This window comes from Anaerosacchariphilus hominis (assembly GCF_014290175.1).
Taxonomy (GTDB): Bacteria; Bacillota; Clostridia; order Lachnospirales; family Lachnospiraceae; genus Laedolimicola; species Laedolimicola hominis.
On sequence record NZ_JACOOR010000013.1, the window covers coordinates 1 to 20,210 of the forward strand.

The following is a 20,210-nucleotide window of genomic DNA, read 5'->3' on the forward strand; positions in this document are numbered from 1 at the left end:
GAAGTGCCGCCAAACACGCACTGACGGGGGCGGTCTGCTGGGTGGGTTTCATAGGGTATCTTGTAAACCTCTTTCTGTCGGCTTAAAAATGACTTGATTTCCTCAATGCTCTTGGCGTTTGCGGTTGCCATCATTTCCGACATTTCGATAATCCAGTGACCTTGCAGCTTACGGTACACATTGTCATCGTCCAGCTTCCGCAAATCATCGGAGAACCACTCGTCCCGGACTGCCAGCAGACGGAAGAAGGTGGACTTTCCAGCCCCCTGACCGCCTACCAGACAAAGCATGATTTCAAACTTGCACCCCGGCTGAAAGGCTCGTGAGATTGCACCCAGCAGGAACAGCTTCAACGCTTCATAGGTGTAATCGTCTGCGTCAGCCCCCAGAAAGTGCCGCAGACAGAAACGGATTCGTTCTGTCCCGTCCCACACAAGGGCACTTAGGTAGTCCCGGATGGGATGGTACTTGTTTTCATTCGCCACAATCCCGATGGCATTATCAATCTTTTTCTCATTGGTAAGCCCATAGGTTTCTTCCAGATAGAGAAGCAGATACTTCATATCCGTATCGTTCAGGGCTGTGCTTTCTCTGTGAAAACCGATGGGCTTTATGATGTCCTTGCGGTCGGTCAGGATGTTGTATGCGATAGCCCCGGAAAGCAGAGGGTCACGCTGGAATACGGTCAGGCAGTTCCGTATGCTCTGGCGGACACCGCCTTTCTCGGTGGTTTCCAGCCCCGCCTTGATTTCCTCAATGCTCTGGGGCGGCTGCATGGCGTTCATGGTGTTTTTTAGTTCTTGCTGCGTCTGCGGCTGCAAGCTCTGCCATTCGCTGTTCAAGCTGTATCACATCCTTTCCGTAGTCCGCAATCAAAGCCGCTTTTTCCTCTGTCTCCCCGAACAGCAGCACATCCAGCAGATATTCCACATGGGCTTGCTTTTGTAAGGCTTCCACAAACCGGGGATGAAAGGCTTCCTCTGGGGAGTGCGGGGCATATTCCGTTCTCCATGCCCGAAGCAGGTGGAGATAATCGGCAAGGATACGGAAGCAGCGGTTCTTTGCTTCCTGAAACTGTTCCTCCGGGGATTTCTGCTGGGGCTTGGGCTTTTTTGCCTTTCCCGGCGGTTTCCAGTCCTCATAGGAAAGCCCAAAGTCATTTGCCAGTTGTACGGCGGCTTCTTTCTTTGCCAGCCCATACAGGGCGGCGGCAAAATCAATCACATCCCCATCCGCACCGCAGCCGAAGCAGTGGTAACGCCGATCCAGCTTCATGCTTGGGGTTTTATCATTATGGAACGGGCAGCAAGCCATCCCGTTCCGACCTACATGGATTCCATAATGCTCCGCAGCCTGTCTTGTTGTGACGGACTGCTTCACAGCTTCAAATACATTCAAATCTATCCCTCCTTGAAAATAAGAAAAGCACCTGACATTCTCTGATTGAAAATGGCAAGTGCCTGTTAAAGTTCCATATCCTGTTGTCTGTGTTTCGCCTGTGCCGGGGCGGTTCTTTGAGCCTTTTTCTCGTCTGCCTTATCCTGCAAGACTTCCTTGATGGGCTGCTTCTTAGGCGACTCTTTACTTTCCTCTGTGCCGGGTGTGGCTTTCCGTACCCAGTAGCGGATGTCCCGCAGCTTCTTCAAATCCTCCTGTACCTCGGTCAGTGGTACTTTCAACTCTGCGATTTCTTCCAGAAGCGTTTCCTGCTCCTCTTGCAGCTCCTTTTGGGTACTGTCCTTATCATCTGGGTGCTTGGCAAGGTGGGCGGCGGCTTTTTCATACCGGGCAACCTCCGAGTGTTCCTGTTTGAATTTCTCCTTTGTTTTCTTAAAAAATATCTTCTGGTACTTCTCATAGACAGGCTTACATTCCTTGCAGTCTGTCCGGCTGGCAAGAATCCCGTCAATCACTTTGCTTCGGGCTTCCTTTGGCTTCATCTGATTGCGGTAATCTGCGGCTGATTTCCCGGAAGATTCCAGAAATGCTTCTAAGTCCTCCACAGTGGAAAGCCCCTTTTGCTGGAGATAGGACAGGGCTTCGCTGACTGCCTTTAAGTCCTGTGAAGTCCCCCGATTTTGTCCAGACCTCGTCCAGTCCTTCCGTTCTTCCTTTCGTATCTCCATATATTTCATCAGTAGATTGGGAAGAAGTGTCGCTTCCTCCGCCGCCTTTTGTGCAAGCAGTTCTTTCCGTTTTTCTCCCAGCTCGGTAATCCAGCCTTTGAGGTTTTGGATAAGCTGCCGGATGGACTTCATCAGGCGGTTGGCGGCTCTGATTTCCCGGTTCAGGTTGCCGATGTTCGTCTGGATACCCCGCTTTTCCATCTGCCGGACAGCAGCTCCCTCATGGACAGTAGGGATAATATCAAGCCCCTGTCTGGCATAAGAACGCAAGTCCACACGCTCTGGGCGGTCATTGGCTTCCAGATAGCGGTTCTGGATGACCTCCCATTCATGCCGCCAGATTTCGCAATACTTCTGGTCGTTCCAATCCACCGTATCCTCCTTGTGGCTTTTCCATCTGCCGGACGGAAGTTTTATCCGTTCCCCGTTTTCGTCAAGGTCATAAACCTTGCGGCTCTTGGGAAGCCATTTTCCATGTTCGTCCATTGCCCTCATAGTGAGCATGACATGGGCGTGGGGATTGTGTCCCGGCGGATAAGTGTCATGGATGGCAAAGTCAACAATCATTCCTTTGGAAACAAACTGCTGCTCACAAAACTCCCGGACAAGGACAGCGTACTGGTCAGGCGGTATCTCTCTGGGAATGGTAAGCACCCACCTCCTTGCAAGCTGGGAGTTCCATTGTTTTTCCACAGCTTCGGCGGCGTTCCATAGGGTATTGCGGTCTGCATACTCCGGCGGAGCATTTGCCGGGAGCAGGATTTCATTGTGGACGATACCACGCTTTTCCGGGTAGTGCTTCACTTGCTGGTCGTATTCACAGAACAGCTTTTCGCCACTCTGGTAAGCAGCGGCGGCAACCGCAGACTGCCGCTGGCTGCGCTGAACAATCGTGATTTCGTTGTGTGGACAGGGCATTTCGTGTCCCTCCTTTCGCTAATTGGTGGACGGGGTGGCGTTTTACCACCTCATTTTGGGCAGAAAAAAAGCAGGAGACCTTTTTCAGATTTCCTGCTCGGTGTGCCGCTATGTGGGCGGCGGGTATTTAATTGTAAAAGTTCGGGGCAAGTTGACCCGATGTGAAGCTGACAAACTGGAAGTTATTTTACTTGCGTTCTATAAATCCTATGATTGAAAAAATCAATCCTACAATCCCAATTCCGATAACGAGCAGCCCCATTCCTGATGAGCAAAGAGAAATTATAATGGCAAAGAGTAGTATTGCAATACCTAATCCAATTTTCTTCATTGTAAATCCTCCTTTACAAATGCCGATTTGTTGTCATCTTCATTATACTTCATTGGCTATCGAAAAGATAGCATATTTTATGAAACTTGTCGGCTGGGAACAGCTTGCAACGCAAGGTGTCCCCAGATGGCAAGTACACAAAAGGGTAGCTGGCGGCAGCCAGCGCAGGGGAAGCGTAGCGTCCCCTGTTTGATTTGAAGCAGACCATGACTGCGGAAAATCACAGCCCTCCGGCGAGGAGCCTTCGGAGAACGCAATGCACCAACCTCTGGGTGGTGTATAATTGCGCCCTTAGTAAACTAAGGGGTTTCCGGCTTCTTCCGTTCCAGCAGTTTTTTCAATAGTTCCTGTGTGTCCTGCCTGTGAAAAATGAGTTTCAACAACAGCATGATATCATCATCTGTCAGGCGTTCCGGCTCTTGCAGAAAACTTTCCAGCATACCGCCACGGGTACAGAGCCGGTGCGTCCGTTCCTTTCGGGTAAGCTGTTTCAACTGGTGCTGCAATACCTTTTCATCATTGATGGCTTTCCGCAGTTTCTTTTCGCTTTTCTCCAGCTTCTGGTTTAGCTTTTCCAGCATTGAGGTATCAGGCAAAGGCAGCGTCCTCCTTTCCCGGTATCAGCACATAAATTCGGTTTGGTTCTCCAATGCCCTGACGCACCCGCATGATAAGTCCGGCGATTTCCAGTTCATTCAGAGAACGCTTGACTGTCATGGAGCTGCGGGACAGGACTGCGGCAATGGCTGTAACAGGGAAGCAGACAAACAGGATTCCGTTTTCGTCCTCCTGCCCTTTGGACAGCATAGCGTCCAGCATCTGGCAGTACATGACCTTTGCGGTGCTGCTGACTGGAAATCCTGTCAACGCCCTGGGAAAAGGCATACAGGGCGGCAAGGGTGTGTCTATCGTCATAAATTCAAAATTCATTCGGTGTGTTCCTCCTTTTTCTTTGCTCGTTTGGATAAATAACGGGGGCAGTCAATCACAACCGCCCGGAAGCTCTGCTTGCACCCATGCTGGCATTTCCGGCATAATTCGTTGTAAGTGACACGCCCCCGGTCATTGAGGTAAAAGGAAAGCTCCTGTTTCCTCTTTTTGCTCATTCTCGGCATATTGCGCTTCCTCCCGTTTTTGTGTATGGTTTCGGGGCGATTTTCGGAAAAATTACAGCCATAGAGCCGCCTAAAATCTCCCGAAGTATCAGCGATAGGGTAGGCTATCCCCCTATCAGATTGTCGTGTTTCGGTATCATTTCGGTGTCAGTTCGCCAGTTCTCCCCGGTGTCGTTCCTCCCCTGAATCTCACAGCGGCGTATCGCTCCCTTTGGTACGCTCGTTTCGGTCAGGGTTCCTCCACATCCCTGCCAAAAGTCATGGCACTACATCGCCGGGGAAGCATATCCCACACAGGCTGGTCATTCGATTGGAATAATCCATCGATGAACTACCTGTATCATAGAACATTTTTGTGCCCTGTGCCGTATGTCCACAAAGTAGGAATTAGGAGTAAAAATCAGAAATTTCCACGATTGCGGAAAGTGTGATATAATCCAGTTAAGCGGCAGCAATGAAACCGCCGGAAAGGAGTGTGCGCCCATGAAAGGAGCAACAAGCATACAGGAACGCCTTTGGGAACTCCGCAAGGACAAAGGCTTAAATCTGGAAGAACTATCAAAGCTGACGGGTATTTCCAAATCTGCTCTCGGAAGTTATGAAAAAGAGGATTTTAAGGAAATCAATCATGGCAACCTTATCACGCTGGCAGACTTCTATGGGGTTTCCGTTGATTATCTACTGTGCCGGACAGAGAACAGGGAGCAGATCAACACGTCATTGACGGAGCTGCATTTGAATGATGAGATGGTTGCTCTCCTGAAAAGCGGTCGGATTAACAACCGTCTGCTCTGTGAGCTTGCCACACATAAAGATTTTATCAAGTTTCTTGCAGACATTGAGATTTATGTGGACGGGATTGCCACCATGCAGATTCAAAATCTCAATGCACTTGTCGATACCGTCCGGCATGAAATCATTGAACGGTATCGCCCCGGCGAAGATGACCCGCATTTGAAAGTGCTGCAAGCCGCCCATATCAGCGATGATGAATATTTCAGCCACATGGTTCTGGATGACCTCAATCTCATTATCCGGGATATTCGGGAAGCTCACAAAAAGGACAGTGAGAGTGCGCCCCAGACCACCGTTGCCGATGAACTGAAAGAAAATCTGGAAGCGGTCGAAAATTTCAAGGGCAGTCGGGATGAAAAGCTCGTTGTCCTTTACTGCAAGCAGCTCGGTATCAACTATAAAAATCTGTCAGATGAAGAATTTCGCTGGCTCATTCGGATTCTCAAAAAATCAAAGAAAATGGGAACGCCTATCAGCCAAAGGAAAAAACGGTAAAGAAAAACCGCTGTTGCATGGTTTGTTAGCTTCCATGTAGCAGCGGTTTTTACTGTGGTTATTCAGTTGAAAATCAGAACGATAAACTGGAAGTTATCGATTTCTTTGTGCGCTGTATCTAACGGACAGCACAATGCTTACTGATGCGGTAATGACCTTTGCAAATACGGCGCTCCACCAAATCGTGATTTGACCGCCAAACACCGGCGGCAGCATCAGCATCAACACCAGCATGATGATGGGTTCGATAAAGGTCAGAACATAGGACAGCACACTTTTTTCGGTTGCGTAGAAAGCCGCCGCGGAAACTCGTGTGATGGCGTCAAACGGAACCGACACAAGGAAGATCGGCATGACCTTTATGACCCCTGCGTTTACCTCGGCAGATGAACCGAACAGTAGTCCAATCTTTCCACGGAGCAGGTAAATCAGAATCGCACTGATTACCGCCAAAACCATGGAAAATTCATACGCCAGCGTTTTGGTTTGTTTGAGCGATTTTTCTTCGCCTGCTCCGTAGAACTGACTCATGAGCGGCTGGCTACCATCACCGACACCCTGCAAAAGAAGATAAACAATGCAGATGATATAGGAGATACAGGCATAGGTGGCGATAGCCTCCTGTCCGCCATAATAAACCGAAAATCGGTTGATGATCACAAGAGAGATATTTGGGGCAAGGGTCAAGCCAAATGGAGCAAGTCCGATTTTTAATATCTGAAATGCCGTTTTCGGGGTATCAACAGGTGCGATTTTCAGAGTGAGGTTCTTTTTGATGGCGCAATACACGAGTGCAACCGCCATGGTAACTCCCTGCCCAATAATGGTCGCCAATGCCGCACCGTACATGCCCCGTCCAAGAACCCACACAAAAGTATAGTCAAGAGCAACATTGGTAGCAAAGCCGCAGATCATAGCGATCATTGCCCACAAAGAACCGCCGTAATTACGCATAAACGGAACCAGTCCGGTGCCGAACACCTGTAAAATCGCTCCAAGGGCAATTACCTTGATATACTCATTTCCCAGAGTAAGCAACTCGCCCGATGCACCAAGGGCAGAAAGGATTTTCTCTGAAGTGAAGAAAACGGTGACAGTCAGGACAGCGCTGAAAAGAAGCATCAGCCATGTTGCACCGGCAACGAACTCCCGTGCTTTTTTCTCATTTCCTGCTGCTTTCAGAATGGAGTATTTGACTGAACCGCCCATTCCGATTCCTGTCCCTACGGATTGCAGGACCGCCGTGATGGGATATGCAATGTTGATTGCGGAAAGTCCGGCATCCCCGATTGAGTTGCCTACAAAGAAACCGTCAACGATGGCATACACCCCGGAAAGCGCAAAGGATAACACGGACGGAATCACATACTGAAAGAAAGTCCGCTTGTTATTCACTGCCCAGACCTCCTCTCAGCTCTCTTTCAAAGAGAAGATTGAAAAGGTCAAGAATTTCACACATGGCTTGGAGCCGTTCGTTCCCGATTGTTCTATAAACCTTCTCCTCGGCTTTTCGTAAAGGCGCAATCATTCTGTGGGCGTATACCTGTCCGCTTTCAGTCAAGACGATCCGCTTCTCACGTTTATCGCCCTCGCTGGCCTCCAACAGTAAATAGCCCTTCTTTTGAAGTGCGCTCACGACCGTATGAACCGTCTGTTTTTGCATACCGAAATTCTCTGCGATCTGCTTTTGCGTCAGTTCTCCCATGGATTCCAGCGCATACAGCACCATCATTTCCGGGTATCCGATGCCAAGTACTGAAGCTGCTTTTGTATATAGCGCAGTGCTTTTCGCCCACGCAACGTTAAAATGATTGTTTTCCATAAGTCCTCCTCTTACAAATAGTATTTACAAATACTATTATAGTATATTGTAAGGACTATTGTCAAGGGCGTATGGAGCAAAAAATTCTTATTTGTCATAATCATTCTACCATACCGTTATGAATAAATCATCTCTTGCAAAATAATTTCTTCTGCCCGGTTGTGAATGTTATTGCAACGCCGCACCCATTCCATTTGTTGGGTTCGTTTCAATTCCTCGGTCACGCCCTCGGCATCTTTCATCTGCTCCATGATGGTGTCTAACCGTTCCTGTGCCTGTTCGTTCAGGTCTGCAAGGTATGTCCATAACTCCCCTGTCAAGGTCAAGGTGTTCAATTTGGCTGGGTGGACTTCTCTTAAATACTCCCGGTGCATCCGTCCGTACTTTCCGATAGGGCGATGTTCCTCCGGCAGCTTCAAATCTGGGATATAGTAATCTCCGACAAGGATATAATCAATTCCGTTTTCCGTTATTCTTGGTTTCAATTCGCTCATGCTCCTTACCTCCTGTGGAAGCAGGCTCGTCTGATACTAACTCAATCACATCGGTAATCTCACAATTCAGCGTTTCGCAGATACGGGCTAATGTATCCATGCTGATGTGCTTTCCCTCTTTGCTCATGTTGGCAATCATATTCGTTGTCATACCAGCAGCAAGCCTTAAATCTTCTTTTCTCATATCACGCTCTAACAGTGTATGCCAGAGTGGTTTATAGCTGATGTGCATATTGCTTTCCCGCCTTCCTATCCATACCACCGGGGCGGCTGCCCCGGCAGGAACTTTTCTCTTATTATAGCACCAATCTTGTGAAATCACAATTTATTCTTGTGGACTGCCGCTGATACCGTCTGGATTGTGCTTTTCCTTTCTTTTTGTTCCCTTTAATTAGCCATGAACTGTTTCATACCCTGGCTTTTTACTGATGTGCGATAAAGAAGTAATAGGAGTGTAAAAAATTTTGCCGTTCCTATCCGGCACTTGCGCATTGTGTCGGATAGGTCGGGCGGTTATTCGGGCAAGTCCACCTTGCCAACAAAAGAATAATAAATCTCAATGTCCTGTCTGCGGGTCTTGTTCTCGTCATAGCTGCACTCATGCACAACGATTTTCTCTACAAACTCCCGCAGCAGAGTAGGGGTAAGTTCTTCAAAGCTGGTATGCCGCCGGACAACATTCATAAACTTTTCTGCGTTCACGGTGGCTTCCTGTGCTTTGGAAAGCTCCGCTTGAATAGCAGCGGCTCTTTCTTTCAGCTCCCGTTGCTCTGCTTCATAGTCTGCCGACAGCTCTGTGAAACGCTCGTCTGATATGCGCCCGGTCACGCTGTCCTCATACAGCCGCTTGAAGATAGCGGATAACTCGGCTATGCGTTTCTCGGAGGCTTCCAGTTCCTTTTTCTTGGCGGCGTTCCTGCGTTTGCCCCCGTCCTCGTTCTGCTCAATCAAGAGTTTCATAAACCGGGCTTCATGCTTTGCCGCATAGCTGGTCACTTTCCGCAGATTGGAGAGTACACCAGCGGTCAAGAGGTCGGTGCGGATAAAGTGCGCCGTACAGTCATGGGTGCGTTTCTTGTAGTTGCCGCAGATATAACAGTCCTGCTTGCGCTTGTCCGTCTGGTATCGCTGCTGATACATCACGCTGCCGCAGTCCGCACAGAACAGTATGCCGGAGAACAAACCCACTTCATCATAGCGGTTGGGGCGTTTGCGCTGTTTGCGAAGCTCCTGCACCCGTTCCCATGTTTGGGTGTCTATGATAGGCTCGTGGTGGTTCTCGAAAATCACTTGCTTTTCCGGGGGATTTTCTACACTGTGCTTGACTTTGTAAGAAAGTTTTTCTGTCTTGAAATTTACCAGACAGCCTGTGTATTCCCGGTTTTCAAGGATATGCACTACGGTATTGGTCGCCCACTTGCACTCATAGCCGGGGTGGTAGCGGCGGGTGCTGCCCGTCCTGCGGTATTCAAGAGTCCCCGGCGTGGGGATCTGCTGCTCTGTGAGCATACGGGCTATCTTGGTCGGACCATTCCCGGCAAGGCAGAGGTTGTATATCTGCTTGACTACGGGTGCAGCTTCCTCGTCAATAATGAAATTTTCGTCCTCGTCCATGAGGTAGCCATACACAGGCTTGCTTGTGATGGGCTTGCCACTCATGCCTTTTGAGCGTTTTACTGCTTTGATTTTCTTGCTCGTATCTCTCACCAGCCATTCGTTAAAGATATTCCGCAGCGGGGCAAAGTCATTGTCGCCCTGTGCGCTGTCCACTCCGTCATTGATAGCGATAAAGCGGACACCTTTCTGTGGGAAAATCATTTCCGTGTACATTCCCACTTGCAGGTAATTTCGCCCTAACCTCGACATATCCTTTACGATAACTGTCCCGACTTTTCCGGCTTCAATGTCCGCAAGCATGGCTTGGAAACCGGGTCTTTGAAAGTTCGCACCAGAATAACCGTCGTCCGTGTACCAGCGCAGATTGGAAAAGCCGTTCTGCTTTGCATAGGTTTCAAGGATACGCTTCTGATTGGAAATGGAATTGCTCTCGCCTTGCAGCTCGTCCTCATGGGAAAGTCTTGGGTAAAGGGCGGTAATTGGTTGTTGGTTGGTCTGTCTTAACATAAAATCCTCCGTTTCCGACAGCCAGCCCCACTATTCCGTACCTTGATTGTACCACATGGGGCGGCTGTCTGTATAGCGGTTTCTGCTTCTTTACCGCCTGTCAAAATGACGATTTTTTACTGTACGGCTTCTCGCTGCAAAAAAGATAGAAAAGTTCATAACTCTGTGATATACTTTACCGTAAATACACATCAGACATTGCAGGAGAGAAAATGAAAACTATATTACTTCATGGATTAGGGCAAACATCATCAAGCTGGAAAAATACGATTAACACTATGGGGAAAAGTGCGGACATTTTATGCCCGAACCTTTTTGATTGGTTTGAAGATAAAGAGGTCTGCTATCAAGTTTTATATCTTGCTTTCTCCGAATACTGTAAGCAATTTTCAGAACCGGTCAATATCTGTGGGCTATCTTTAGGCGGTATTCTCGCATTGCAATATGGGATTGAAAATCCAGATAAAATAAACTCTTTGGCGTTGGTTGCGACACAATATACAATGCCGAAAAAACTCTTGCAATTTCAAAATATGCTCTTTCGGTTTATGCCTAAAAGAACATTTGAAAGCATGGGACTTGGTAAAACGGATTTTATCAATCTGTCAAAATCCATGATAAACTTAGATTTCCAAAAAGAATTGAAGTGTATCAATAGCCCTGTAATGGTTATCTGCGGGGAGAAAGATACAGCAAATAAACAGGCTTCTTTACAGCTTCAATCGCAGTTACCGCAAGCCGAATTATTAGTGATTAAAAATTCTGGACATGAAGTAAACATAGACGCTCCCGAAGATTTGGGGAAAGCACTCTCAGCATTTTTCAACCTATAATTTCTCTGCCAGCGGTCACGCCAAAAGCGTGACCGCTTTTCAGTATCATGTTAAATCGCTGTTTTTTGTGTAGCAGCTTCCGCTTCCAGCACTTTCATCATCTTGTCGGCTGCGGTGTCGGTTGCGCCCTGCTTGAAGAAGCCGGAAACGGTAAGGACGGAGTTGCCCATGCGGATTTCCGTTACACAGTCCGGGCGGCGGTCTGTTTTGGTGGTGCTTGTCTGTTTGGTTTCTGTCATAGGCTCTCCTTTCGCTGCTTCATCAGTTGCTTTAAGCGTTCCAGCTTTTCCTGTGCGGTTTCCTTTCGGAAATTGCTGCCCGTGAAGCGGACGGGGGCGCACATGGAAGTCAGCCTGTCATAGATACGGGCGTGGGGCGTGTCCTGCGGGTGCTGCAATTCCTCCAGCGTGAGGTTGGTCGTGGCGATCAGCGGCTTGCCGCCTCGGTAACGGCTGTCAATCACGCTGTAAACCTGTTCCAGCCCGTATTCTGTCCCTCGCTCCATACCGAAATCATCAAGTATCAGCAGAGGGTAGCTGCAAAGGCGGGAAATATATTCGTTCCTGCCCTCAAAGCTGGCAGCAAGGTCACCCAGTATCGTTGCAAAGTTTGTCATACAGACGGCAACCTCTTTCTCCATAAGGGCGTTGGCGATACAGGCGGCAAGGTAGCTTTTTCCTGTCCCCACGCCGCCCCAGAACAGGTAGCCGATATTTTCAGCCTGCATGGTTTCCCAGCTCTCCACATAAAAGCGGGCGGTTTCGGTCTGTGGGTTTCTGCCGTTGTCATGCTCAAATGTCCAGTTCCGCATAGCAGGGTCGGTAAAGCCCCGGCGTTTCAAGTCCTCCACTTTTTCAAGGTGCTTCTGTCGGCTTTCGGCGGCTTGCTGCTTTTCACGGGCTGCTCGCTGACAGTCGCAGTCTGTTGGGTGGCGGTCATACCCTAACCATTGGGCGGTTTCTTTTGAAAAGTAGGCTTCTTTTGGCGTATGGCACTTGCCACAGTATAAAAGCCCGTCCTCGCCTGTGTAGTCCTCCGCTTCGACGGTAGTGGTTGTAATGTCCGTAATCATAGCTTCAATCTCGTTTTTCATAAGCTCTCGCCCTCCTTACATGAATAATCGGGTATGCCCTGTTTCGGGGCAGCCTTGCCTTTGGCAGCGTCCTCCTGCGCCCACTTGTAAATGGTGGCTGCATGGCTCTGGTACTGCTTCCCGGTGGAAGCGATATGGCAGGAAAGCTGGTCAATATAATACTCCCACTTGTCGGGCAGCTCTGTTTTCAGCCCGGAAAGCTCTGTATCGGTCAGTATCACATTGTTGTATCTGCCATAAGCGGCGGGGGCGGGGTGTCCCGTTTCTCCCTCTCTCTCTTTTTCTATCTCTATCTCTTTCTCTAACTCTATCTCTGGTGGACGAATGTCGGACAAATGTCCGCCTTTTGTCCGGGGCGGTAAAAGTGCCTTGTTTTCCAGCCTTGCAGCCCGTTTCCTCTCGGCTTCGGTAGAGGACTGTCCTATCATCAGCTCAATGTCGGTCATATAAAAAGCCCCACTGTCAAGCTGCTCCACAAGCCCCAACTGCCGGAAAATCTCCAAAGCCCTCTCAACCGTCCCTATCTGGTGGCGGGTCAGTGTCGCTATCATCTGCGCTGTGTAGGGGATATGCTCGTCAAGCTGCAACTTCCCGCCGTTTTTCAGCGATTTTAAGTACAGCTTCAAGAGGATATTGGAATATAAAATCCCGTCTTTCATATCTTCCAGCAGCACAATGGAGTCGCTGTCAAAAAAGTTCTCTTTCAGCTTGAGGTAGTAATACTTGCGGTTATCTGCCATTGTCCCTGTCCTCCTTTTTCCGGCGTTTGGAGTAGTAGCGGGGGCAGAGTATGATAACCGCCCGGAAGCTCTGCTTGCAGCTATGGGTACAGCCCCGGCAGAGGTCGTTGTATGTGATACGGTCGCAGGTGGTATTCCCGACTTTTACTTGCCGCAGGAAAAAAGACCATTCCAGCCGCCGTTTCTTGCTCATTCTTGGCATGGGTGCGCTCCTTTCTGCCGTTTCCGCTGGTGTGGCGGTATCGGCGGTAATTCTGTATCATCTCGGTATCATTTTCGGGGTTTTTCTGCCCTATAAGCCCGTTAAAAAATCCTTTGGTATTTGCGGATAGGGTACGGGGCAGCCCCCTTGTTCTGTATAGGTTCGGGTACATTTTGGGGCGGTTTTTATCGTTCCTGTTCCTGCCTTTTCACAGGCTTGCGCTCCCGGTGTAAAATCTGGTCGATATTGCCCTTGACAGTCTGTAAGCGGCGGTATTCCTCCCGTTTTGCCCGGTAATCGTTGTAGCCGCTGTTTTTCTCTTGGATAAGGGTTTCAATCTCTGCTTGCAGGGCTTTATAGCTCGGCAGCTTGGAAATGCCGTTCTCCCTGAAATAGCGGGCGGCTGCGTCTGCTATGATAAAGTCGCTTTCGTACTTCTGACGGTAGGCTGCTTTTGCTTTGGCGTTTTTCTGCTGTTTCAGCCCGTCCCGGACAGGGCGGGTCTTGGAATAGGCAAGCACCTGTCGTTGCAGCTCCTTTTTCCCGTTCAGCGTCTTTTCCACCTGCTTCAGCTCTGCAAGGCTTTCCTGCATGGCGGCATAGGCGGCAGAACAGGCTTCGTCCAGTTCCTCCGGGGAAGAAAAGCCGTACTGCTGGTAGGCAGTAACGGTAGCCGCCATCTGCTTTAGGTTGTGCTTTGCCGCCCAGCGGTCATAACCCACGCCCTTGCCCTCGGCTCGCTTGGCTTCCCGGTCAACCATGCGCTGCAAGATGTTGTCTGCCGGGGTGGTTTTTGCGGCTTTTTCCTCCTGCAAGCGTCCCTTTTGGGTGTGTGGGTATTCCGGTATGGCTTTGGTCTGTTCGGCGGCTCTGTGGGCGTTCTGTGTAAGCAGGGCAAGGACAGCAGCCTTGTCAAAATCGTCCCCCAGCTTCCGGGCTGTGATAGGCTTCGTCCTGTCCGGCGTGAGGTAGGAAAGCCGCCCCCGGCTCTCCTTGACGGTCACACCCTCCTGCAGCAAAAGGGAAGAAAACTCGTCAAAGCTGGCAGCTTGGGAAAGTGCCTGCCGTATCGTCCGGCGCAGCTTCGCCTTGTCCGTTTCAAACTTGGTGGGCTTGGTCGGCTGTCCTGCGGCTTCTCTGGCGGCGTTCTCTTTATCAAGGGCAAGCTGCCCTTTCTTTGCCGCCCAGTATTCCCGTTCCGTTATCCGTTCCTTGCTGCCGCTTAGGAGGTCGATTTGGTAAAGCCCCTCCCGGTGGCACATCTTCATGACTTCACTCTTGAAATATTCCATAGCGGCGTTGGTACAGCGGTGCTTGCAGCCCTCCCGTGTGTCGGCTGGTCTGTCCATGTAGGGCAGAAGCGGGACTTCATAAATCCGCAGGGAGTTGATGACGATATGCACATGGATATTGCCGCTGTGGTTATGCCCGTCCGGGTGGGTGCATACAAGGGCTTGGTGTCCGGGAAAATGCTCTTTACAGAACTGCTCGCCCAGTTCCTGCGCCCGGTCTACGGTCAAGCCGTTGTCTGTCCCGTCCCGTGGGTCAAAGCTGATGATATAGTGGTGGCTTTTCACATCTTCTCGTTTTTGGTTTTTCTCATAGCGGAGATTGGCTCGCATACAGGCAACGGCGAAATCCTCGCCCCCGCAGTTAAGGGAAGAAATGCGGTAATCCTTCCTCGGTATCAGCCGCCCGTTTTCATCAAGGGTGGGCTTCATGGTAAACTCGTCATGCTCAAATGTGAGATAGGCTTCCGCTGCGCCATAGTCGGCATTTTTAGAGCTGATATGTTTGAATGTTGCCAACAGCGTCACCCACTTTCTGCAAGACTTCAAACTTTAGGGCAGCAAGGTCGGAAACCGCCGCCCGTACCTCCCCGGCAAGCTGCGGGTAGGGGCTGTGCCACTCGTTCAGCGTTCGGGCTATCTGGTTTAAGTTGCCGCCGATCCTGCCGTATTCGGCGGTCAGCTTCCCGACAGCGGCAAGCAGCTCGTCATTGACGGGGGAAACGGTTATGATGGGGCGTATGGCTGCCCCGGTTATGGCTTGCCGGATAAACTCGGCTTGGCTCATGTTGCAGGCAGAAAGCCTTTCCGCAAACTCGGCGTATTCTTCCTCGGTCATGCGTGTCTTAATTACCCGGCTGCGGTGCGGCGTGTTATATCGTTTTCGCATGGTAAAACCTCCTTTCTGTGTGTGGTGTCCTCTCACTAATAGGAGAAAAACGGGGTGTGAAGCGGAACTGTTTTTGAAAAATCCGAAAAAATATTTTGAGGGATTTTTAAGCGGCGCAAGCCGCATAAGCAGGGTTTGGGGAAGGCACTCCCCAACAAGATTCCCGCAGGGGCAAAATGAGCGAAAAGCGAATTTTGGTACTGCGGTAGAATCTTGCTCTAAAAAATTGCCACTTCGCCCCTCCAACCATTACTACAATTTGAAAAGGGCGTTTTGGCTTGTTTTCATAAATAAAGCGAATGAAATTTTTCGGTCTGCCCGCTGTTCATCACTAAAACGGTAGCGGTGTTTCTTTTGGCAAAGACACGGCTGCATTTTTCGTAAATCTCCCCTTAATCCCTACTACACCGGAACAGGCACTTTTGCCAAATGGAACGGAAAGATTTTTTGAAAAAGGGCGTAAAAAAAGCAGCAAATCTTTTCAGACTTACTGCTTGTATGCCGCTGTGATGGGCGGTGGGTTATTCAGTTGTCACGGTCAAAGCGGAATTTGAACAGGCTTTCTATCAGTTTTTGAATGATATGCTCCTGCATTTCCACATTGATATGACCGTCCATTTTGGAACAGGCTCGGATATATCCAGCATAGTGGGATAGCACGGCTGCAACGGCTTCCGGGTCACCCTCGCTTGCCTTTACTATTGTTTCATAGGGAAGTAGCTGGCTCATGGTGTAAGCCCTCCAACTCTGCCTGCAATCTCTGTAAAATTATCTGTATGTGCCTCCCAGTGGTGCTGTGTGTCCGTCCGTACCGCTTGCCGATTTCCTTATGGGTCATACGCTCAAAGTAGTACAGATAAATGATTTCCTGTTCCATTTCCGATAGAGAGGACAGGGCTGCGGCAAGGTGCGGACTTTTCAACAGGACAGTTTGACCGCAAGCCGTAAATGGATATTCCATGCTTGTCGGCACTTCTGCAAAGTATTCATCTGTTGTACTGAACGGATAATGCTTTTCGTCCATGAGGTAGTCAAGGGAGATTTCCTTGCCTCGGCGGCTTCGTATACTCTGTGCTGCGTCTATGGCAGCGTGGCGAATAACAATCATACAAAAGGCATTGTGAGTGTGCCGGATATGCTCTTGATATTTTTCGTGTTCGGTCATGGAAAATACCCCCTTTCTGAATAGTGACAGAGGGCGGCAGCCTTTTAAGCTGTCGCCCTCTTGATTGCCGAACAGCAAAGACGGGCGGGGCTGTCAACGGCGGGCGCAGCCCGTTCATCTTACCGTTGACTGGCTCTGCTGGTTTTGCTACAAATTCTATCTCTTTATGATTTGTCGGAAAAACTCCTTACCCAAACAAAAACTACAATCGCGGTTGCAATGAGTAATTCTGCAAGAATTACAGAAGCATTCCATATTTCAAAATAGAAATGCCCAATGAAATAGACTGCAAAAAAAATCAAATAAATTCCAATCGAATACATAATATTTTTGGAAATTTGAGTGCGTTTCTGTTCCCTAACTAACATCTGTTTCTGTTGTTGTTCCAGAATTTCTGTTTTAACCGATAATTCATCTATCTCTGATGGTTTTAACAGATAATCCACGGTAACATCGAATACTTTGCTTAGTTCAACAATCTTTTCTACTTCGGGTATGACCTGCCCACTTTCCCATTTTGAAATAGACTGTCTTGAAACATTAATCTGCTCAGCCAGTTGTTCCTGTGTTAATTCTCTACTTTTGCGTAGTGCTATAAGTTTTTCTGCGAACTCCATATGTGTTCCTCCTTTTGATTTTGTGTATAAATCTTATCAAAATACTCATTTGCACTCTAGCAAGTAAGCTATACAATTACATGACAAACGGTGGAGTTTAAGTGCTTTCTTGTATATCTTGATTGTCATTCTACTTTATATGCCTATTTTAGCATAGAAAAAACGTTTTCTCTATTACTCCATTATTTTACGGAATAGTGGGCTGTCTTTCTTTATTTTAGTTGTGTTACTTTATCACACATGAGCATTGGAAGCAGGGTTGTCCTGGCCATAACCTTCCAGAAGGTTGATAACGCCCCAGATACCAAGACCTGCGCCCAGGGCCACTACGAGAGTCTGCAAAACACCAACTGCACTGTTGAAAAATGCCATAAAATAATCCTCCTAAAAAATGTTTTTGATTTGGGTTTAAGTAGTTGCGTCAATCTCGTACACATCGAAGGTGTCCGTGGGTTTTACCACGGCACGCTGCTTCTTCATGTACCGTTCCATGTCAAAGACATTTTTAGGGTCGGCGTCGGCCGTGTATCTGTAATTCGGGTGCTGGGTGAGATCGTACTTGTCCGAAAGGAACGGGCGCACGCCCCGCAGCATGAAGATACACTTGCCGCCGTCCATCACTGCCAATTCGTCCTGGGTCATCAACTCCTTTCCTAATTTCTGATAACTGAGGCCATGGGAAACCTGACTGCCCCGGTTTTCGGACTGGTTATAGAGATCAATAGTCTCTTTTCCCAGCAACTCCGAAATTTCCTTGAGCGTGGATTTCTCCTTGCCTCCCAAAAACAAGGTGCTGTCACAGTTACCGGCGATGGTATCTGCCGCGTCCTTGTAGATGGTTTTTAACTGGCTCTGCGACTGCAAAATAATAGAAGCCGATATTTCACGGCTTCGGATGGTGGCAATCAGCTTATCGAAGTTCGGTATCTGGCCGATGTTGGCAAACTCGTCGAGAATGAGCCGCACATGGACGGGCAGCCGCCCGCCGTAGAAGTCATCCGCCTTGTCGCAGAGTAGATTGAAAAGCTGACTATACATGAGGGCGGCCACGAAATTGAAAGTACTGTCCGTATCCGACAGGATCACAAACAATGCCGTCTTTTGGTCGCCCAGGGTATCCAGTTCCAGTTCGTCATATTCCATCAGGTCCCGCAGCTCCTTGATATCGAAGGGAGCAAGCCGGGCACCGCAGGAAATCAATATACTTTTGAGTGTCTTGCCAGAGACGAATTGTCAAGGACTTTTTCATCAAATTCACAAAAAATCCACAAAAAAGGTGCCAGAAGCACCGTATGGCTCCTGACACCTCGTTTGATAGATTACATTTTTCCGTTCAGCAGGTCTTTGCAGAGATACGCATAGTCTGGCAGCTGGTTGATATATGGCTCCCAGCGCCGCTTGATTTCGGCTAATTCCAGCGGATCGGCTGCTTCCAGTGCATGATCGTTGCCCGTCATATACAAAACATCCGTAGCAACATCGTCCAAACACCTGCCGCAGAGATCGGCAGCTGATTCTATCCTGATACCGGTATCCACATAAAGCGGATTTACGCCAATCGCCAGCCAGACATAGCCTACCTTGTCCGACCAGAGCAGTTCAAAATCAGGGCTTTGCCGCAGATGTTCCGCAAAGACCTCCTTTACTCGTTCAATTTCATGCTTCTCTTTTTCTGTGTAAAGCATTTTCGTGTCCTCCTTGACAAAAATTTTGGTGCGTACCATCATCAGTTTAGCACAAGGCAGCTTCGTTTATCAGTCTGTCACATCTGCTGAATTTCATTTTTGAGCATACGCTTGATTTTATCGCTCATGGTTTCTGTGCTGGTATTGCTGAAATGGACATGAACCTTGTAGGTTGTCTTGCCGATTTTCTTTACCATCGCTGGCGTGTTTTCCGGCGCTCTGGACACAGTAGCGGCGTCTGCCGCCTGCATAGTACGGGGTTCTCTGTTCATGGCGCTCCTTTCTCCGAACGGGTCTGTGCCGCCCGGTAAAAAATCAGTCATGCTTACTGCTTACAATGTCTTTTGCTGCCTGTCGGGTAGCACCGGCATTTTCTTCCCGGAAATTCTTCCCGTCAAAGAGAATCGGCGCACACCGTTCCAGAATACGGTCATAGATACGGGCGTGAGCCAGATCAGGCGGGTTCTTCAGTTCCGCCAGCTTCAGGTTGGTGGTAATAATCATGGGTTTGCGGCTGCGATAGCGGCTGTCGATGACGAAAAACATCTGCTCCATGGCATATTCGGTACTGCGCTCTACGCCCAGATCGTCAATGATAAGCAGGTCATACTCGTCAAAGCTGGCAATAAACTCCGACCTGTCCTCAGAGAACATCCCGGTCAGGCGGTTCAAGATGGTGGGAAAGTTCGTCATCAGCACCGGCACATCCCGGTCAAGCAGGGCGTTGGCGATACAACCGGCGAAAAAGGACTTGCCGGTTCCCACATCCCCAAACAGCAGCAGGCCAGTATTGTTCTTGTAAGCCTCCTTCCAGTTCTCCACATAGGCGCGGGCCTTGTCCATCAGGGGATTTTGGCCGTTGTCGTTGGCAAAGGTGTAGTCGTACAGATAGCGGTCTTGTAGGCCCTGGGCCTTCCGGCGCTTGATACGCTCCATGCGGCGCTGCCGTTCCTCAACGGCCTTGCGCTGTTCCTCGGCCTCCCGCTGGCACTGGCAGATACAGCGGGGCATGAAGTAGCCCGGTTTTCCAAAGCATGGCACAACGGTCTGCCTCTGGCCGCTGCACTTCTTGCAGTGAATGAGGCCGTCTGCCGGGTCTATGTACTCGTCCCCGGCCAACTCCACACCGGCGGCTGCCTTGTCAATCAGCGCCCGGATTTCTGCGGTAATCTCCATCATACGGTTTCATCCTCCTTTACGCTGTAATCACGGTTGCGGATGGGCGGGGCTGCTTTCTTCGCGTCCTCACCGGCCCAGCGCCGGATGGTCGCTGCATGGCTCTGATAACGCTTGCCGGTAGAAGCCATGTACTCGGACAGTTTTTCGATGTACTGGCCCCATACAGTGGGAAAGCTGGCCTGCAAGTCTGCCATTTCCTCGTCCGTCAGGAAAACATTCTGGTAACGGCCATAGGCGCGGGCGGAGCGTCCCTTCTCTATCTCTCTCTTTATCTCTATCTCTTTCTCTAACTCTATCT

The 20,210-nt window shown here is 49.4% G+C and carries 27 protein-coding genes and 3 pseudogenes; 2 read left to right on the forward strand and 28 right to left on the reverse strand.

The window, feature by feature from the left end; translation table 11 throughout:
• The 7 genes from H8S44_RS15680 to H8S44_RS15710 all read right to left on the reverse strand — a co-directional run.
• A partial coding sequence (locus H8S44_RS15680) for a virulence-associated E family protein (RefSeq protein WP_243167638.1) occupies positions 1 to 785 on the reverse strand: 785 nt, incomplete at its 3' end.
• Positions 754 to 1,398 (reverse strand): CHC2 zinc finger domain-containing protein, encoded by a 645-nt coding sequence (locus H8S44_RS15685; RefSeq protein WP_117846379.1) that lies wholly within the window; start codon positions 1,396 to 1,398, stop codon positions 754 to 756. The genes H8S44_RS15680 and H8S44_RS15685, both read right to left, overlap by 32 nt.
• Positions 1,399 to 1,463: 65 nt before the next feature.
• Positions 1,464 to 3,044 carry a MobQ family relaxase gene (gene mobQ / locus H8S44_RS15690; protein ID WP_009274460.1) on the reverse strand — a complete coding sequence of 527 codons (1,581 nt, stop codon included), beginning with the start codon at positions 3,042 to 3,044 and terminating at the stop codon, positions 1,464 to 1,466.
• A 187-nt stretch (positions 3,045 to 3,231) separates the two neighbouring features.
• Entirely contained in the window at positions 3,232 to 3,375 is a 144-nt protein-coding gene (locus H8S44_RS15695) for a hypothetical protein (protein WP_009274458.1), read from the reverse strand.
• 299 nt (positions 3,376 to 3,674) lie between these two features.
• Entirely contained in the window at positions 3,675 to 3,971 is a 297-nt protein-coding gene (locus tag H8S44_RS15700) for a DUF3847 domain-containing protein (RefSeq protein WP_009274457.1), read from the reverse strand.
• Positions 3,964 to 4,305, reverse strand: a complete 342-nt coding sequence (locus tag H8S44_RS15705; RefSeq protein ID WP_009274456.1) for a hypothetical protein — start codon at positions 4,303 to 4,305, stop codon at positions 3,964 to 3,966. Before H8S44_RS15705 ends, H8S44_RS15700 begins: the two co-directional genes overlap by 8 nt.
• Positions 4,302 to 4,490 (reverse strand): hypothetical protein, encoded by a 189-nt coding sequence (locus H8S44_RS15710; protein WP_003020302.1) that lies wholly within the window; start codon positions 4,488 to 4,490, stop codon positions 4,302 to 4,304. Before H8S44_RS15710 ends, H8S44_RS15705 begins: the two co-directional genes overlap by 4 nt.
• Positions 4,491 to 4,973: 483 nt before the next feature.
• Between H8S44_RS15710 and H8S44_RS15715 the strand changes: the two genes are divergently transcribed.
• A complete protein-coding gene (locus H8S44_RS15715) occupies positions 4,974 to 5,780 on the forward strand; it encodes a helix-turn-helix domain-containing protein (RefSeq protein ID WP_003020299.1) in 807 nt (268 codons plus the stop codon).
• A gap of 93 nt (positions 5,781 to 5,873) precedes the next feature.
• Here H8S44_RS15715 and H8S44_RS16750 read toward each other — a convergent pair whose 3' ends face one another.
• The 6 genes and pseudogenes from H8S44_RS16750 to H8S44_RS15740 form a co-directional block, all read right to left on the reverse strand.
• Positions 5,874 to 7,175, reverse strand: a complete 1,302-nt coding sequence (locus H8S44_RS16750) for an MATE family efflux transporter (RefSeq protein ID WP_003020289.1) — start codon at positions 7,173 to 7,175, stop codon at positions 5,874 to 5,876.
• Positions 7,168 to 7,602: a MarR family winged helix-turn-helix transcriptional regulator gene (locus H8S44_RS15725; RefSeq protein ID WP_009274453.1), complete on the reverse strand. Its 435-nt coding sequence runs from the start codon at positions 7,600 to 7,602 to the stop codon at positions 7,168 to 7,170. Before H8S44_RS15725 ends, H8S44_RS16750 begins: the two co-directional genes overlap by 8 nt.
• Before the next feature lie 116 nt (positions 7,603 to 7,718).
• Positions 7,719 to 8,096, reverse strand: a complete 378-nt coding sequence (locus tag H8S44_RS15730) for a TnpV protein (protein ID WP_009274452.1) — start codon at positions 8,094 to 8,096, stop codon at positions 7,719 to 7,721.
• A complete protein-coding gene (locus H8S44_RS15735; protein WP_009274451.1) occupies positions 8,056 to 8,328 on the reverse strand; it encodes a helix-turn-helix domain-containing protein in 273 nt (90 codons plus the stop codon). The genes H8S44_RS15730 and H8S44_RS15735 overlap by 41 nt, the downstream gene beginning before the upstream one ends.
• Before the next feature lie 161 nt (positions 8,329 to 8,489).
• A pseudogene (locus H8S44_RS17065) lies at positions 8,490 to 8,588 on the reverse strand (Maff2 family mobile element protein); the annotation flags it as partial.
• Between the two features lie 21 nt (positions 8,589 to 8,609).
• Entirely contained in the window at positions 8,610 to 10,220 is a 1,611-nt protein-coding gene (locus H8S44_RS15740) for a recombinase family protein (protein ID WP_097839336.1), read from the reverse strand.
• Positions 10,221 to 10,432: 212 nt separating this feature from the next.
• On the opposite strand from H8S44_RS15740, the gene H8S44_RS15745 reads away from it, so the two are divergent.
• The gene (locus H8S44_RS15745) at positions 10,433 to 11,053 is read left to right on the forward strand and encodes an alpha/beta fold hydrolase (RefSeq protein WP_102759324.1); all 621 of its coding nucleotides are present in this window, start codon (positions 10,433 to 10,435) and stop codon (positions 11,051 to 11,053) included.
• Positions 11,054 to 11,103: 50 nt separating this feature from the next.
• Here the strand turns inward: H8S44_RS15745 and H8S44_RS15750 are convergent, their stop codons facing one another.
• The 15 genes and pseudogenes from H8S44_RS15750 to H8S44_RS15820 all read right to left on the reverse strand — a co-directional run.
• Positions 11,104 to 11,292 carry a transposon-encoded TnpW family protein gene (locus tag H8S44_RS15750; RefSeq protein ID WP_002569233.1) on the reverse strand — a complete coding sequence of 63 codons (189 nt, stop codon included), beginning with the start codon at positions 11,290 to 11,292 and terminating at the stop codon, positions 11,104 to 11,106.
• Positions 11,289 to 12,146, reverse strand: a complete 858-nt coding sequence (locus tag H8S44_RS15755) for an ATP-binding protein (RefSeq protein ID WP_102759325.1) — start codon at positions 12,144 to 12,146, stop codon at positions 11,289 to 11,291. The genes H8S44_RS15750 and H8S44_RS15755 overlap by 4 nt, the downstream gene beginning before the upstream one ends.
• Positions 12,143 to 12,886, reverse strand: a complete 744-nt coding sequence (locus H8S44_RS15760; RefSeq protein WP_102759326.1) for a phage replisome organizer N-terminal domain-containing protein — start codon at positions 12,884 to 12,886, stop codon at positions 12,143 to 12,145. The genes H8S44_RS15755 and H8S44_RS15760 overlap by 4 nt, the downstream gene beginning before the upstream one ends.
• On the reverse strand, positions 12,876 to 13,088 hold the full coding sequence (locus tag H8S44_RS15765; RefSeq protein ID WP_005927784.1) for a hypothetical protein: 213 nt from the start codon (positions 13,086 to 13,088) through the stop codon (positions 12,876 to 12,878). The genes H8S44_RS15760 and H8S44_RS15765 overlap by 11 nt, the downstream gene beginning before the upstream one ends.
• A gap of 185 nt (positions 13,089 to 13,273) precedes the next feature.
• Positions 13,274 to 14,896, reverse strand: a complete 1,623-nt coding sequence (locus tag H8S44_RS15770; RefSeq protein WP_117739289.1) for a relaxase/mobilization nuclease domain-containing protein — start codon at positions 14,894 to 14,896, stop codon at positions 13,274 to 13,276.
• A complete protein-coding gene (locus H8S44_RS15775; RefSeq protein ID WP_102759327.1) occupies positions 14,868 to 15,266 on the reverse strand; it encodes a plasmid mobilization protein in 399 nt (132 codons plus the stop codon). The genes H8S44_RS15770 and H8S44_RS15775 overlap by 29 nt, the downstream gene beginning before the upstream one ends.
• A gap of 525 nt (positions 15,267 to 15,791) precedes the next feature.
• Positions 15,792 to 15,995 (reverse strand): helix-turn-helix domain-containing protein, encoded by a 204-nt coding sequence (locus tag H8S44_RS15780; protein ID WP_117457836.1) that lies wholly within the window; start codon positions 15,993 to 15,995, stop codon positions 15,792 to 15,794.
• The gene (locus tag H8S44_RS15785; protein ID WP_118512300.1) at positions 15,973 to 16,431 is read right to left on the reverse strand and encodes an RNA polymerase sigma factor; all 459 of its coding nucleotides are present in this window, start codon (positions 16,429 to 16,431) and stop codon (positions 15,973 to 15,975) included. The genes H8S44_RS15780 and H8S44_RS15785 overlap by 23 nt, the downstream gene beginning before the upstream one ends.
• A gap of 164 nt (positions 16,432 to 16,595) precedes the next feature.
• Entirely contained in the window at positions 16,596 to 17,048 is a 453-nt protein-coding gene (locus H8S44_RS15790; protein WP_117846029.1) for a helix-turn-helix domain-containing protein, read from the reverse strand.
• Between the two features lie 234 nt (positions 17,049 to 17,282).
• Positions 17,283 to 17,420 carry a Maff2 family mobile element protein gene (locus H8S44_RS15795; RefSeq protein ID WP_186997549.1) on the reverse strand — a complete coding sequence of 46 codons (138 nt, stop codon included), beginning with the start codon at positions 17,418 to 17,420 and terminating at the stop codon, positions 17,283 to 17,285.
• Positions 17,421 to 17,456: 36 nt separating this feature from the next.
• Positions 17,457 to 18,281: pseudogene (locus H8S44_RS15800) on the reverse strand (VirD4-like conjugal transfer protein, CD1115 family); the annotation flags it as partial.
• Positions 18,282 to 18,367: 86 nt separating this feature from the next.
• Positions 18,368 to 18,775, reverse strand: a complete 408-nt coding sequence (locus H8S44_RS15805; RefSeq protein WP_456298175.1) for a hypothetical protein — start codon at positions 18,773 to 18,775, stop codon at positions 18,368 to 18,370.
• A 35-nt stretch (positions 18,776 to 18,810) separates the two neighbouring features.
• Positions 18,811 to 18,984 (reverse strand): transposon-encoded TnpW family protein, encoded by a 174-nt coding sequence (locus H8S44_RS15810; protein ID WP_431978759.1) that lies wholly within the window; start codon positions 18,982 to 18,984, stop codon positions 18,811 to 18,813.
• A 64-nt stretch (positions 18,985 to 19,048) separates the two neighbouring features.
• Positions 19,049 to 19,912, reverse strand: coding sequence for an ATP-binding protein (locus tag H8S44_RS15815; protein ID WP_186997551.1), 864 nt, complete (start codon positions 19,910 to 19,912; stop codon positions 19,049 to 19,051).
• Positions 19,909 to 20,210, reverse strand: a pseudogene (locus H8S44_RS15820) (phage replisome organizer N-terminal domain-containing protein); the annotation flags it as partial. The gene H8S44_RS15815 and the pseudogene H8S44_RS15820, both read right to left, overlap by 4 nt.

Bases quoted from the DNA above. Each gene is read 5' to 3' on its own strand.
- mobQ (WP_009274460.1), bottom strand. From the start codon at position 3,044: ATGCCCTGTCCACACAACGAAATCACGATTGTTCAGCGCAGCCAGCGG.
- H8S44_RS15695 (WP_009274458.1), bottom strand. From the start codon at position 3,375: ATGAAGAAAATTGGATTAGGTATTGCAATACTACTCTTTGCCATTATA.
- H8S44_RS15705 (WP_009274456.1), bottom strand. From the start codon at position 4,305: ATGAATTTTGAATTTATGACGATAGACACACCCTTGCCGCCCTGTATG.
- H8S44_RS15710 (WP_003020302.1), bottom strand. From the start codon at position 4,490: ATGCCGAGAATGAGCAAAAAGAGGAAACAGGAGCTTTCCTTTTACCTC.
- H8S44_RS15715 (WP_003020299.1), top strand. From the start codon at position 4,974: ATGAAAGGAGCAACAAGCATACAGGAACGCCTTTGGGAACTCCGCAAG.
- H8S44_RS15725 (WP_009274453.1), bottom strand. From the start codon at position 7,602: ATGGAAAACAATCATTTTAACGTTGCGTGGGCGAAAAGCACTGCGCTA.
- H8S44_RS15730 (WP_009274452.1), bottom strand. From the start codon at position 8,096: ATGAGCGAATTGAAACCAAGAATAACGGAAAACGGAATTGATTATATC.
- H8S44_RS15735 (WP_009274451.1), bottom strand. From the start codon at position 8,328: ATGCACATCAGCTATAAACCACTCTGGCATACACTGTTAGAGCGTGAT.
- H8S44_RS15740 (WP_097839336.1), bottom strand. From the start codon at position 10,220: ATGTTAAGACAGACCAACCAACAACCAATTACCGCCCTTTACCCAAGA.
- H8S44_RS15745 (WP_102759324.1), top strand. From the start codon at position 10,433: ATGAAAACTATATTACTTCATGGATTAGGGCAAACATCATCAAGCTGG.
- H8S44_RS15750 (WP_002569233.1), bottom strand. From the start codon at position 11,292: ATGACAGAAACCAAACAGACAAGCACCACCAAAACAGACCGCCGCCCG.
- H8S44_RS15755 (WP_102759325.1), bottom strand. From the start codon at position 12,146: ATGAAAAACGAGATTGAAGCTATGATTACGGACATTACAACCACTACC.
- H8S44_RS15760 (WP_102759326.1), bottom strand. From the start codon at position 12,886: ATGGCAGATAACCGCAAGTATTACTACCTCAAGCTGAAAGAGAACTTT.
- H8S44_RS15765 (WP_005927784.1), bottom strand. From the start codon at position 13,088: ATGCCAAGAATGAGCAAGAAACGGCGGCTGGAATGGTCTTTTTTCCTG.
- H8S44_RS15775 (WP_102759327.1), bottom strand. From the start codon at position 15,266: ATGCGAAAACGATATAACACGCCGCACCGCAGCCGGGTAATTAAGACA.
- H8S44_RS15780 (WP_117457836.1), bottom strand. From the start codon at position 15,995: ATGAGCCAGCTACTTCCCTATGAAACAATAGTAAAGGCAAGCGAGGGT.
- H8S44_RS15785 (WP_118512300.1), bottom strand. From the start codon at position 16,431: ATGACCGAACACGAAAAATATCAAGAGCATATCCGGCACACTCACAAT.
- H8S44_RS15790 (WP_117846029.1), bottom strand. From the start codon at position 17,048: ATGGAGTTCGCAGAAAAACTTATAGCACTACGCAAAAGTAGAGAATTA.
- H8S44_RS15795 (WP_186997549.1), bottom strand. From the start codon at position 17,420: ATGGCATTTTTCAACAGTGCAGTTGGTGTTTTGCAGACTCTCGTAGTG.
- H8S44_RS15805 (WP_456298175.1), bottom strand. From the start codon at position 18,775: ATGATGGTACGCACCAAAATTTTTGTCAAGGAGGACACGAAAATGCTT.
- H8S44_RS15810 (WP_431978759.1), bottom strand. From the start codon at position 18,984: ATGCAGGCGGCAGACGCCGCTACTGTGTCCAGAGCGCCGGAAAACACG.
- H8S44_RS15815 (WP_186997551.1), bottom strand. From the start codon at position 19,912: ATGATGGAGATTACCGCAGAAATCCGGGCGCTGATTGACAAGGCAGCC.